Here is a 12,492-nt window from a genome sequence, read left to right as displayed (position 1 = left end):
ATTGATGATGAAAAAGAAAGCAAGCATTCACGTTCATTTGTTCGTTTATTCGGGAGACGCCGCCCTGGTCGGGGAGAATCTGCTGTGTGTCCGGCATGCCCTCCCCGGAGCCCATTTGGTCGTGATTGACGACGGGCGCCATCCTTGCCCGGATGAGGTGAAGGCGCAGGCGGAGGAACTGGGGGCGGAATGGCGCGTGTCCTTTTGGGAAAGAGGCGGCAATTTGAGGGGGAAGGCCTGTATTGAAGGGATGCTGGGGGAGATGCTCCGGAGCATGGACGATGAAGGGGATACCCTGGTGAAGATAGATGCGGATACGGTGATGGTGTCGGGAGATGATTTGCTGCGTTTTGCCGACCGGAGGGAGATGGTGTTCTGGGGCAGCGGTTCCGTGGAACAGCGTGTTTACGGCTGCCTGTATGCCTTGAAGGCGTATGCGGCCGTAAAAATCCGGGAGTATGTTCGCAGGCTGGAGCTGCTGCCGGACGCGCCGGAAGATATTGTGATAGGCACCAGCGCTTTTAATTTATATCCTGGAGAGGAACGGCACATGGTTTATGCTCCCTTTGGTCCGGACGCGCCGGACAGCGGGTGGACGGCGTATTACTGGGGACGTTATCCGGAGGTGAAGGGTTACCAGCGTTTCACCATGGTGACGACGGGCAATCCTCCTCCGCAGCCGCTGGACAAGCGTCACCGTTTGCCCGTCATGAAGAATTTACGGCAGATGGCGGATATCCGGCGGCGTCTGACGGGCGCCGGGCACGGTTTATAGGAAGGGATTTCTGTCTTGCCGTTGGCGTGGTTCCGGATGCAGGAAGCTCTTTGAATGAAAGCCCCGGATGGAAGTTTTTCCATCCGGGGGTTTGTGTTTAAAGATTCCGGTTATTTTTTAGCGGGCAGTTTCACCTGGATGTGAATGTCGCGCAATTGCCGCTCTTCCGCAGCGGCGGGGGAGTCGCTCATCAGGTCCGCTCCGCGATTGTTTTTCGGGAACGCGATGACTTCACGGATAGATTCCGCGTTGCAGATCATCATGACCAGGCGGTCCAGGCCCAGCGCAAGGCCGCCGTGGGGCGGAGCGCCGAAGCTGAAGGCGTCCAGGATGTGGCCGAATTGTTCGCGGGCCTGTTCCTCCGTGACGCCGAGCGCCTTGAACATGGCGGATTGCAAGTCGCGTTCATGGATTCGGATGGAGCCGCCGCCCAGTTCCGTCCCGTTGAGCACCACGTCGTAAGCCTGGGCGCGCAGGTCTGAGGAGAGTTCTCCCTTGAGCAGTTTTTCCTCGTCTTCCTTGACGGGGCGGGTGAAGGGGTGATGGATGGCCACCCAGCGCTGTTCTTCCTCATCCCAGCCCACCAGCGGGAATTCGATGACCCACAGGAAGTCGCGTTCCGTGTTGTCCTTAAGCAGTTCCATGAATTCGGCGCATTGCAGACGCACACGGCCCAGGATATCGCAGGAGGGTTCCCACGGACCGGCCGCAAAGAGAACGAGGTCTCCGGTTTCAATGTTGAGGGCTTCCGTGAGTTTTTGCTTTTCTTCGTCGGAAAGGAATTTGGAGATGGGGCTTCTCCAGTCTTCCTCGCGCACCTTGATGTAGGCCAGGCCCTTGGCTCCGGCTTCCACGGCGGTTTTCGTCAGGGCGTCGATTTGTCCGACGGAGGCGGAGCCGAACCCCTTGGCGTTGATGGCCTTGACCACGCCTCCATTGCTTACGGCGGAGGAGAATACCTTGAACCCGCTGTTTTCAAAGATGGAGGAGACGTCCGTCAGCTTCATGCCGAAGCGGCGTTCCGGCTTGTCGGAGCCGTACTGGTCCATGGCCTCCCTCCACGTCATGCGGGGGAAGGGGGTGGGAATGTCCACGTCCAGGGATTCCTTGTACACGCGCTTGAGCAGGCCTTCCACCAGGTTGTAGATGTCTTCAGGCGTGATGAAGGAGGCTTCAATGTCCACCTGGGTGAATTCCAGCTGGCGGTCCGCACGCAGGTCTTCGTCACGGAAGCAGCGGGCGATCTGAAAGTAGCGTTCCATGCCGGCTACCATGAGCAATTGCTTGTACTGTTGCGGGGCCTGGGGGAGGGCATAGAATTTGCCGGGTGCCAGGCGGGAGGGGACCAGGAAGTCGCGCGCGCCTTCAGGCGTGGATTTGGAAAGGATGGGCGTTTCAATTTCCAGGAAGCCGTGTTCATCCAGATAGTCGCGCGTGGTCTTGGTCACGCGGTGGCGTATCTGCATGTTGCGGACCATGGACGGGCGGCGCAGGTCCAGAAAGCGGTACTTGAGGCGCAGGTCTTCATTGGAGAGGGCCCGGTCCAGCTGGAAGGGGAGCACGTCCGCCTTGTTGATGACGTTCAGGGTGTCCGCGGAGACTTCAATTTCCCCGGTCGGAAGGTCCGCATTGGTGGTGTCCACCGTGTCCGTTTTCAGGCGCGCAGCCACGGTGCCGGATATCTGGATCATGTCTTCGGAGCGGAGCTGCTGGGAGGCCTTCGCCACGTCCTGGTTGACTTCCGGGTGAAAGACTACCTGCGTGATGCCGGAGCGGTCGCGCAAGTCGATAAATATGACGCCGCCGTGGTCACGGACGGAATCTACCCAGCCGATGAGGGTGGTCGGCTTGCCGATGTTCGCAGCGCGCAATTCGCTGCAGGTATGAGTGCGGTATGAGTTCATCTTTGTTGAAAATGGAAGGGAGGAAGGAACGTATCAATCACGGCCGGTCAGGGAGGCCAGGGCGTCAAACAGGTTCTCCATGGCGACAGTGGAGGAGGAGCGCGCATGCAGGTCGCGCAGTTCCAGGGCAGGGAATTCGTCTCCCACAATCAGGGCCGCGCGCGCGCCGGATTTGACGGCTTTCTGGAGCTGGCCGTTGATTTTGGTGAGTGTGAGGGGAAGGTCCACGCTGTACCCCTGGTCCCGGAGGGCGGAGGCGATGGAGAGCATTTCCGCGCGGCGGTTTTCGGAGGCCTGCACCATGAAGACGTCGCATCCCGCGGCGGCCAGCGCCGCATCCTTCAGCGCCTTGGCATGGGGGGTCTGGTCAATGAGGTGGGTGATGACGGCATCCCCCATGGCAAACCCGGTGGCCGGCATGTCCACCGCATTGTTGGAGAGGGCGCCTACCAGCGTATCGTAGCGGCCACCGCCAGCCACGGCGCGCAGGCTGCGCTGCGTGTCAAAGATTTCAAAGACCAGCCCGGTGTAGTAGGCCAGGCCGCGCACCACGGAGAGGTCCAGCCTGACGTAGCCGTCCAGTCCGCGGGCTTCCAGGTCTTTCAGCAGGATGTCATAGCGTTCGGAGGCTCCGGCGGGCGGGTTCTCAATGAAGGCCACCAGGTCGCCGCGGCTGATGTGGAAGGAGTCCAGCTTGCGCTGGCATTCTTCCGGACGGTCGCGTTCAAATTTGTCCACAATGCCCAGAAAGGCGGGAATGTCCTGTTCCTGCACGCCGTGTTCCGCGGCAAACCTGATCCAGGCTTCGCGGTCGGAGACGCGTACGATGAAGTCGTTCTGCGTAAAGCCCAGCTCCCTCATGCAGTCGATGGCCAGGGCAATCAGTTCAGAGTCCGCCCACGCGGAGCCTTCCCCAAGAATGTCCGCATTGAATTGGTAGAATTCGCGCAGGCGTCCTTTCTGCGGTTTTTCGTAACGGAAGCAGGAGCCGATTTCAAACCACTTGAGCGGCTTGGTGTATTCCCGCTGGTAGGCGGCGGCGATGCGGCCCAGGGAGGCGGTGAGTTCCGGACGGATGGTGATGTCCCTGTCTCCCTGGTCCGTAAAGCGGAAGAGCTGGGTGGGCAGTTCGCCCGCTCTTTTTAAGGTAAAGCTCCGTGGCTTCCACGGTCGGGCCTTCCCATTCCAGGAATCCATAGCGGTGCGCCACCCTCTTCCATGCGTTAAAGAGATAGTTGCGCACGGCGCAGTCCGCCGGTGCAAAATCACGGAATCCGGGAAGTGGTTGAAAGCGAGCGTCTGGCATAACCTGGGAAAAAGGATGTTGTCTGAGGACGAAACAGTTTACAGAATTCCCATGCCTTGGCAAGTCCACATGCTTACGATGAAGGAATTTCAACGGAAGGCCGTTTATCGGAATATGCCTCCTCAACGTCCATGATTGTTTTTATTTTTCTCTCTTCCAGCGGAGAACCTTTCCGGGAGGACGGCGTTCTGCCTCCATCCCCGGAATCCTTTATAGGAGGTTGGGCCATGTGGCGTGGAAAGCTTTATATGATATTAAAGTTTTCAGAGTTGAAGTTGCTGTAGAATCTGCCCTGCGTGGCGGTAAACCGCAAGACGCAATAATCCGGGTCGGTCACTCCCTCCGGGTAGTACATGGTGTCACCCTCCCTCCAAATCATTTCCTTATAGATGCTGTCCTCCAGCACTTCCATGGAGCCGAGAAGCATGACGCCTCTGAAGAATCTCCGGTCACAAAAGTAAATGCAGGCTTTCGGGTTGTCTTGATATTGCCTTGCACGCATGGAGGAGGTGTTGGTGGTGAAGTAGAAGACCTTGATGCCTTCCCTTTTCCGGGGCGGCAGCATGGCTTTCGTATTCGGATAGCCCTGTTCATCAATAGAGCTGATGAATGCCACTTTCTGATGGTCAATGAGATTTCCCACTGTTGCTTCCGCGTTTTTCATTGCTGTTTTCCTGATTGGGATGGTAGGCCAGAAGAGCCGCATTGTAAACTTGTCTTATTTATTCGGACTGTTTCTTTAAACGGTTTTTCCGGGAATTGTTTGATAGCGTATTCTGCCCCGGGATGTCCGGGCCTGAAATGAGGTTCAAGGGGAGTTTGACCTTGCCGTCTCCAGGATATGACGTAGGATAAATGAGATTTTTTCTCTTTTTTGGAATCTAATATCAGTATTGATTATGTGTAAAGAATGCGGATGCGGAGGTGAGCACACCCATGAAAGTCACGGCCACGGCATGGATGTCCATGTTCCTGTGTTGGACGCCAATGACCGGCTGGCAGAGCGCAACAGAGGTTTTTTCGCAGCAAAGAATCTTCTGGTTATCAATGTTTTTTCTTCCCCCGGGTCCGGCAAGACCTCTCTGCTGCAGAAGACGGCGGAGATGCTCCGCGGCCGTGTGCGCATGGGGGTGATCGTGGGGATCTGGCGACGGATAATGATGCGGAACGCCTGAGCCGTGCGGATATTCCCGTGGTGCAGATTACGACGGGCACCATGTGTCATCTGGACGCCCGCATGATTGCAGAAGCCATGAAGAAGATGCCTCTGAACGATCTTGACGTTCTGATTATTGAGAACGTGGGCAATCTGGTTTGCCCGGCTTCCTATGATCTGGGGGAAGGCATGCGCGTGGTGTTGCTTTCCGTGACGGAAGGGGAGGACAAGCCGTTGAAGTATCCTCCCATGTTCCATTCCGCGGATGTGGCCCTGGTGACCAAGTCCGATCTGGCGGATGCCGTGGATTTTGACCGGGACGCCGCCCTGGCCGCCCTGAACAAGGTAGCCCATCATGCGCACGTGATTGAGTTGTCCTCCAAGACCGGAGAGGGAATGGACGCGTGGTGCGACGAGATTGTGGAACGCGCGCGCCGCGTCCGGGAAGGCAGGATCCAGCACCATGGCCATCACCACCATTGAACAGGCCGCTGCGGCGTTGAAGTTTGAGATAGCCGGCATCGTCCAGGGGGTCGGTTTCCGTCCCCATGTGTACCGTTTGGCTGTGCGGCACGGATTGAAGGGGTTCGTGCGCAATACGGAGTCCGGCGTGGAAATCCATGTGGAGGGGAAGCCCGGCGCTCCGGAACGTTTTTTTGCCGCGCTGATGGATACTTTGCCGGAGCACGCCCGCGTGTATGGCGTGGAGCAGACCGTGTGCGAGCCTGCCGGGTTTGAAGAGTTCCGCATTGTGGAAAGCGATTCTACTCCCGGCGGCGTTCCGATGATGCTGCCGGACCTGGCCCCGTGTCCGGAGTGCCTGAAGGAGATGCGCGACCCCGCCTCCCGACGGTATCATTACCCGTTTACCAATTGCACGCACTGCGGCCCCCGCTATTCCATTATTGAGGAGATGCCGTATGACCGTGCGGGCACCAGCATGAAGAAGTTCCAGATGTGCCCGGAGTGCCTGAGGGAGTACCGGGATGTGGAGGACAGGCGTTTCCATGCCCAGCCCATAGGCTGCCCGTCGTGCGGCCCTTCCATGAAGGTGCTGTTTTCAGATGGTTCCGAACTGGGGTTCGGCCACGGGTTTGACACTCCCGCGGAACAGGTGGCGTGGGTGCTGGCGGACGGCCTGATCGTGGCTCTGCTGGGCGTGGGCGGCTTTCAACTGCTGGCGGACGCTTCTTCGGAAGCCGCCGTCAGGCGTCTCCGCAGGCTGAAGGAGCGGGATGCCAAGCCCTTTGCCGTGATGGTGCCGGATGTGGACGCGGCGGGGAAGCTGTGCCGTTTGTCGGAGGAGGAGAAGCGCCTGCTGGCTTCTCCGGCGGCCCCCATCGTACTGGCTCCCGGAAGGAAGGATGTGGACCTGGCTCCTTCCGTGTGCATGTTCAGCCGTTTTGTGGGGGTGATGCTTCCGTCCTCCCCCCTTCATGCCCTGCTGATGGATGTATGGAGAAAGCCCCTGGTGGTGACCAGCGGCAATCTGAGCGGGGAGCCCCTGTGCATTTCCGTGGAGGAAGGCTTGCAGAAACTGGGCCATGTGGCGGATGTGTTTTTTGTGCATGACCGTCCGGTCGTGCGGCCCGTGGATGATTCCGTGGTCCGCGTCATGGACGGAAGGGCCATGATGGTGCGCCGTGCCCGCGGGTATGCTCCGCGGCCCGTGTGGCGCACGTCTGCAGAGCTTCCCGACGTTCTTGCGCTGGGCTCCGGGTTGAAGAATACCGTTTGCTGGCTGAAGAACGGCGTGGCCGTCATGAGCCAGCATCTGGGCGATCTTGACAGCGCGGCTTCCCTGAACGCGTTTGAACGGACGGTGGAGACGCTGGGGCGCACGCTGGGTGCTGTGCCGCAGGTGATTGCCGTGGACGCCCATCCGGACGGCCCGTCGTTTACCCTGGGCAGGCGTCTGGCGCGGGCATGGAATGTGGAAGTCGTTCCGGTGCAGCATCATCAGGCCCATGTTCTGGCCTGTGCCGTGGAGAATGAGACGCCGTTGCCCGCCCTGGGCGCGGCCTGGGACGGCACGGGATTCGGCACGGACGGGACGGTATGGGGCGGAGAGTTTTTTGTGATGGAGGAGGAAGGCGCTCCCCGCAGAGTGGCGCGGCTCAGGCCGTTTTTGCTGCCCGGGGGGATGAAGCGGTCCGGGAACCTGCCCGGTGCGCCTGTTCCCTGGCGCGGCAGATGGCGCCGTGGCGCACGGATGGGCTTGAACAACGTCTGCAGGGTGGAATGACCTTGCAGAAGCGGGAAGCCCTGGAGGCGATGATGGCCCGTAATATTCAAGCTCCCGCCACTTCATCCATGGGGCGCCTGTTTGACGCCATGGCTTTCTGGTGCGGCTTTGACGGCGTGGCGGGATGCGAAGGGCATGCCGCCATGATGCTGGAGTCATGGGCTGCGGCGGTTTCCGGGGAAGAAATGCCGGGGGAACCGTATGAATGGGTCATGCATGAGGAGGGCGGCCTGCTGGAACTGGATTGGCGCCCGATGCTGAAAGCCGTGGACGATGACCTGCTGAGAGGCGTTTCCCGCGGCTGCATCGCCCGGAAGTTTCATGAGAGCCTGGTGAACCTGGCTTTTGACGTGGCGGAGCGTTTCTCATTGGACAGGCTGGTGCTGGGCGGCGGATGTTTTCAGAATGCCTTTTTGCTTGAAGGCCTGGCGGGAATGGCACAGTCTAGAAGGTGCCAGTTGTCCCTGCCGCAGCGGGTGCCGTGCAATGACGGGGGAATTTCCCTGGGGCAGGCTGCGGCAGTCGTGCGCCAATGGAAAGGATAATAATATGTGTTTGGCTGTTCCCGGAAAGATCGTGAGCATTAATGAGACGGACCCGCTGTTCAGGCTGGGAGTGGTTGATTTCGGCGGCGTGACCCGTGAAGTGAACCTGGCCTGCGTGCCGGAGGCCGTCCTGGGGGATTACGTTATTGTTCATGTAGGGATGGCCCTGAGCGTGCTGGATAAGGAGACCGCGCTTCAAACCCGTAGGGAAATGCGGGAGATCGTGGAGAATACCGATCCCGTGTAAGGGGAGGGTCGTTTGCCGGATTGAACATTTTTAATGGCTTATGCAGGAGGAAGTTCAGCAGTTGCTTGAGGAGCTGCGCCATGCCGTGACGCGTCCGTGGGCGGTGATGGAGGTGTGCGGGGGACAGACGCATGCGATTGCCTCCCTGGGGCTTGAGGAGCTGCTTCCTCCTGGGCTTCGTCTGATTCACGGCCCCGGCTGTCCGGTTTGCGTTACTTCGGTGGATTTGATTGACCAGGCCGTGGAGTTAAGCCTGCGGCCCGGCGTGGTTTTGTGCAGCTACGGGGATATGATGCGGGTGCCGGGCTCCCGCGGAGATTTGTTTTCCGCCAAGGCTCGCGGCGGGGACGTGCTTTTAATGTATTCACCGCTGGAGGCGGTTGCTTTCGCTGGGAGCCATCCGGAAGCGGAAGTGGTATTTTTCGCCGTAGGATTTGAGACGACTGCTCCGGCCACGGCTCTTGCCATGCAGCAGGCCCGCGCGCTGGGTTACGCCAATTTTTCCGTGCTCTGTGCCCATGTGCAGGTTCCCCCCGCACTGGAATGGCTGATGGATCAGGACGAGGGAAGGCCGGACGCCTTTCTGGCCCCCGGCCATGTCTGCGCCATCATGGGGGAGGAGGATTACGGCCGTTTGGCCGCTCGTTACCGGACGCCCATGGCGGTGACGGGGTTTGAGGCTCCGGACCTGCTCCGCGGCATCCTGATGTGCGTCCGCCAGTTGGAGAACGGGGATTGCACGGTTCAGAATGCCTACGGGCGCTATGTGAAGCCGGAGGGGAACAGGGCGGCGCAGGAAAGGATGAAAGAGGTTTTTGAGCCGGAAGACCGCCATTGGCGCGGCCTGGGCCTGATTCCCGGCGGCGGCATGAGGCTGCGCCGGGAGTGGGAGGGCATGGATGCCGCCCTGCGTTTCGAATGCGGAAAAAGCGCCCATGGCGCGGATGAAGCTTCCGGATGCCTGGCCGGCCAGGTGCTGAGGGGGCTGATTCGTCCTGCGGAGTGCCCGTTTTTCGGCACGTCCTGTACGCCGCTGGCTCCCCTGGGCGCGCCCATGGTGTCTGGGGAAGGGGCCTGCGCCGCCTATTACCGTTATAAAAGAAGTTGATTCCATGTTTGAATGTCCTGTTCCGGAACCTGTTTCCGACCGTATCCAGATGGCCCACGGCGGCGGAGGCCGTCTGATGAATGACCTGATCCGTTCCGTCTTTCTGAATGCGTTCGGCACTCCCTCCGGCGGCGTGCAGAATGATGCGGCCGTTCTGGATTTTCCGCCGGGGCGGCTGGCGATGACCACGGATAGCTTTGTGGTGCAGCCTCTGGAGTTTCCGGGAGGGAGCATCGGTTCCCTGGCGGTGCACGGCACGGTGAATGATCTCGCCATGGGCGGCGCGGACCCGTTGTACTTGACGGCAGGCTTTATCCTGGAAGAAGGGCTTCCGCTGGAGGCGCTGAACCGCGTGGTGCAGGATATGGCGGCGGCGGCGCGCGCGGCGGGCGTCCGCATCGTGACGGGAGATACAAAAGTGGTGGAGCGCGGAAAGGGTGACGGCATTTATATTAATACCGCCGGGGCGGGCGTGGTGCGCCATGGGTTGGAAATCAGCCCTTCTTCCGTCCGTCCGGGGGATTCCGTGCTGGTCAGCGGTGATCTGGGGAGGCACGGCATGACGATCATGAGCCTGCGGGCCGGGTTGTCCTTCGGGGAGGGACTGGAAAGTGATTCCGCCCCGCTGCATGAATCCGTGGCTGCCGTCGTCCGGGCCGGAATCCCCGTGCATTGCCTGCGTGACGTGACCCGTGGCGGGTTAACCGCCACGCTCTCGGAAATTGCGGAGTCCTCCGGCCTGACGGTGAAACTGGATGAAGTGTCCATTCCCGTGCGGGAGGATGTCAGAGCAGCCTGCGGCCTGCTGGGGCTGGACCCTCTTCAAGTGGCCTGTGAAGGCCGTTATCTGGCTATTCTTCCCCGGGAGCATGAGGAAGAGGCCCTGCGCCTGATGCGCGGCTGCGGCGTGTCCGCCGGGGCCTGCGCGATAGGCCGTGTGGAAGAGTTTGGAACGGCGCCCCTGCTGATGACGGGGCGGCTGGGGGTGGAACGGGTGCTGGGCATGCCTTCCGGGATGCAGCTGCCCCGCATTTGCTGATGCTTCCCGCGGTTTCCTCCGGCGTTGCATTTCCGGCTTTTTGGCAGGGAAGCGGTTGGGGCCGCCTCCCTGCCGGTCTGGCATTTCATAGGGATTTGCCGGAGCGGCTGCGTGTACTTCCGGAGAAGCTACAGCCGGCTTGGTATTGGGGGAGTTGGTTGTTGGAAGATGGTCAGGAGAGTTCCGCGTTTCCGGCTCCGGCGTCCGGCAGCGTCTTTAATGCCGCTTTGGCCTGGGTATGGTCCTGGGAGGCCGCCTTTTCCAGCCATTCCCTGGCGGTGGCCAGGTTCTTTTCCACGCCGAAGCCGTGCTGGTAGATGATGCCCAGGTTGTATTGTTCGGAGGCATAGCCGGCTCTGGCTGCCCGAAGGTTCCTGTTCTGCCATTCCCTGGCTTCAGCTTCGGTGAAATCCTGGTTCTTGCAGAATTGTTCCCATGTTTTTCCGAATTTCATGGCAGCCCGCGCAAATCCCATCAGGGCCGCTTTTTTAGTGTGTTCATCCGCCAGGCTCGCGTTCTTTTCCACGCCGGCGGGTCCCAGCCGGTACAGGTAGGCCAGTCCCCAGTATCCGTTGGGGCTGCCCAGGTCTGCGGCTTTCTGGAAGAGCTGGAGCGCGTCCTGATATTTTTTATGGGACATGGCGAACACCGCATTGGCCAGGAAGCGTTCCGCCTTGGTGAATTCGTAAAATTCGGGAATGGCGGCCCATTCGGATTTGAGTTTGTCCCTGTCCTTTTTGGACTTGGGCGGCATGCCGGCAGGCGGGGAAATCCGGAAAACGGGAATGTAGCCGGAGGCCCCCATGTTGGCCAGGCCGGCCATCAGGAAGCAGCCCGGCTGAATGCGCCACATGTGCATGTACAGCACGCGTTCCGCGGGCAGGGACTCCTTCTCAATCCAGTCCGGCAGATTCATGGGCGGGCCATAGAGGCCCGTCAGCCCGTTCAGCATGCGCTTGTACAGGGATTTCAGGCGCGTATCGTATTCGTCCTTGCCTGCCTTGGTGCTGGAGTAAAAGGAGACGGCTCTCAGGCCTCCATCCTTGTTGTACTCAAAATGAAGTGAAAAGAAAAGGCCGCCAATGGGCTTTTTCGTTTTGTAGGCGCCGTTCAATCCAGTGCGGCTCAGGTAGGCGTCCGTTCCCGGACCTTCCAGGGATTTGCAGGCTTTCAGGGAACTCAGAAGCTGGGCTTCCTGCAAGCCTGTTTCCAGAGGGCCGTAAAGCGGCGAGGCGGTACAGCAGGCGGATGCATAAAGCATGGCTGCATAGCGATAGCAATCTATCAATTTCATTGGGGGAATGGGGTAGGGGATGGGGGTCGGTTGTTTCAATAGCGAATTAGGAATCCGGATGAAATGGCCGACAGCGCTAAAATAAGATGAACAATCATTATATTCAAGTATTTATGCTTTATTCTAACAAACATATTTTATCAAGGCTTTCGTCTAGGAAAATACTGGATTGATTTGGAGAAACAGGCTTGATATGAAAAACTAGTATTGACGCCGGATTCCTAATCCGGGGTGTTTAAAGCAGGTTGAAGGATAATATGCAAGAGTATCAGGAGCAATGAAGTAGATAACCGGCTGCGGTTTCCGGACCGGGAAAAGGCAGAGATAAGCATCCGGCGTTCCGCCACGTTTTCCCGGCTTTCAGAACATGGGAATCATTATTATTTTTATTAAAAATCTTTCTAAATATTCCTTCATTTCCGTTTTATGTATCCCGTATGCATGCATTTTGGCGGATTATAAATCCGGCTGTCGGGAAGGAATAATTTTTTTAATAAATAATAGAAACATTATCAATGGTTAATAAGAATATCAGATTTCACGGCCTTTGGATTCCATTGTGTTTTTTCCCGTCCTGGATACGATGAAAATCATTTTTTCTCAAAAAATTTGGTTGACGGCGGATTTATAATGCGCGGATGACCGCATGTAGTTTCAGAGCGTCTGATATTCAATGATTCGTCTGTTTTTTTACGGAAATGTGCGGTTTTGGCGGCGGCACCTTCCAAACAGGGAGTGGGGGAGGCCGCCTCCTCTGTTCGGTTTCCCGTGCAGGAAAAGCGGGGGGACATGCCGGAATCTGTCCGGCACGGTTGTTTCTCCTGCTGGGGACGGGGACGGATGACAGCAGCCTGTGACGGTTTCGTTTCCCTC

At 58.7% G+C, this 12,492-nt stretch carries 10 protein-coding genes and 1 pseudogene; 7 read left to right on the top strand and 4 right to left on the bottom strand.

Features of this window, described 5'->3' with window-relative positions; genetic code table 11:
- Positions 1-4: 4 nt before the first annotated feature.
- Positions 5-775, top strand: coding sequence for a hypothetical protein (locus tag PVA48_RS02480; protein ID WP_022396253.1), 771 nt, complete (start codon positions 5-7; stop codon positions 773-775).
- 110 nt (positions 776-885) lie between these two features.
- On the opposite strand, the gene aspS is transcribed toward PVA48_RS02480, so the two are convergent.
- The 3 genes from aspS to PVA48_RS02465 all read right to left on the bottom strand — a co-directional run bounded on the left by aspS (position 886) and on the right by PVA48_RS02465 (position 4,649).
- Entirely contained in the window at positions 886-2,679 is a 1,794-nt protein-coding gene (gene aspS / locus PVA48_RS02475; protein WP_102720981.1) for an aspartate--tRNA ligase, read from the bottom strand.
- A 33-nt stretch (positions 2,680-2,712) separates the two neighbouring features.
- Positions 2,713-3,876 (bottom strand): histidine--tRNA ligase, encoded by a 1,164-nt coding sequence (locus PVA48_RS02470; protein WP_423232189.1) that lies wholly within the window; start codon positions 3,874-3,876, stop codon positions 2,713-2,715.
- Positions 3,877-4,229: 353 nt separating this feature from the next.
- Positions 4,230-4,649: a pyridoxamine 5'-phosphate oxidase family protein gene (locus PVA48_RS02465; protein WP_102729183.1), complete on the bottom strand. Its 420-nt coding sequence runs from the start codon at positions 4,647-4,649 to the stop codon at positions 4,230-4,232.
- 292 nt (positions 4,650-4,941) lie between these two features.
- Here PVA48_RS02465 and PVA48_RS02460 point away from each other — a divergent pair, with 292 nt between their 5' ends.
- From PVA48_RS02460 to hypE, 6 genes and pseudogenes are all read left to right on the top strand, one after another.
- Positions 4,942-5,160 carry a hypothetical protein gene (locus PVA48_RS02460; RefSeq protein WP_423232188.1) on the top strand — a complete coding sequence of 73 codons (219 nt, stop codon included), beginning with the start codon at positions 4,942-4,944 and terminating at the stop codon, positions 5,158-5,160.
- A 17-nt stretch (positions 5,161-5,177) separates the two neighbouring features.
- On the top strand, positions 5,178-5,624 hold the full coding sequence (hypB, locus tag PVA48_RS02455; RefSeq protein ID WP_423232187.1) for a hydrogenase nickel incorporation protein HypB: 447 nt from the start codon (positions 5,178-5,180) through the stop codon (positions 5,622-5,624).
- A pseudogene (hypF, locus tag PVA48_RS02450) lies at positions 5,605-7,931 on the top strand (carbamoyltransferase HypF). Before hypB ends, hypF begins: the two are co-directional and overlap by 20 nt.
- A 4-nt stretch (positions 7,932-7,935) precedes the next feature.
- On the top strand, positions 7,936-8,178 hold the full coding sequence (locus tag PVA48_RS02445; protein WP_102729184.1) for a HypC/HybG/HupF family hydrogenase formation chaperone: 243 nt from the start codon (positions 7,936-7,938) through the stop codon (positions 8,176-8,178).
- 40 nt (positions 8,179-8,218) lie between these two features.
- Positions 8,219-9,286 (top strand): hydrogenase formation protein HypD, encoded by a 1,068-nt coding sequence (gene hypD, locus PVA48_RS02440; protein WP_102729185.1) that lies wholly within the window; start codon positions 8,219-8,221, stop codon positions 9,284-9,286.
- 4 nt (positions 9,287-9,290) lie between these two features.
- Positions 9,291-10,325: a hydrogenase expression/formation protein HypE gene (hypE, locus tag PVA48_RS02435; RefSeq protein WP_102727363.1), complete on the top strand. Its 1,035-nt coding sequence runs from the start codon at positions 9,291-9,293 to the stop codon at positions 10,323-10,325.
- Between the two features lie 172 nt (positions 10,326-10,497).
- Here hypE and PVA48_RS02430 read toward each other — a convergent pair whose 3' ends face one another.
- Entirely contained in the window at positions 10,498-11,619 is a 1,122-nt protein-coding gene (locus PVA48_RS02430) for a tetratricopeptide repeat protein (RefSeq protein ID WP_022396244.1), read from the bottom strand.
- Positions 11,620-12,492 lie beyond the last annotated feature (873 nt).

This window comes from Akkermansia sp. JRP_AM1 (genome assembly GCF_049262625.1).
GTDB lineage: Bacteria > Verrucomicrobiota > Verrucomicrobiia > Verrucomicrobiales > Akkermansiaceae > Akkermansia > Akkermansia massiliensis.
This window is presented reverse-complemented; position numbering and strand designations above follow the sequence as displayed.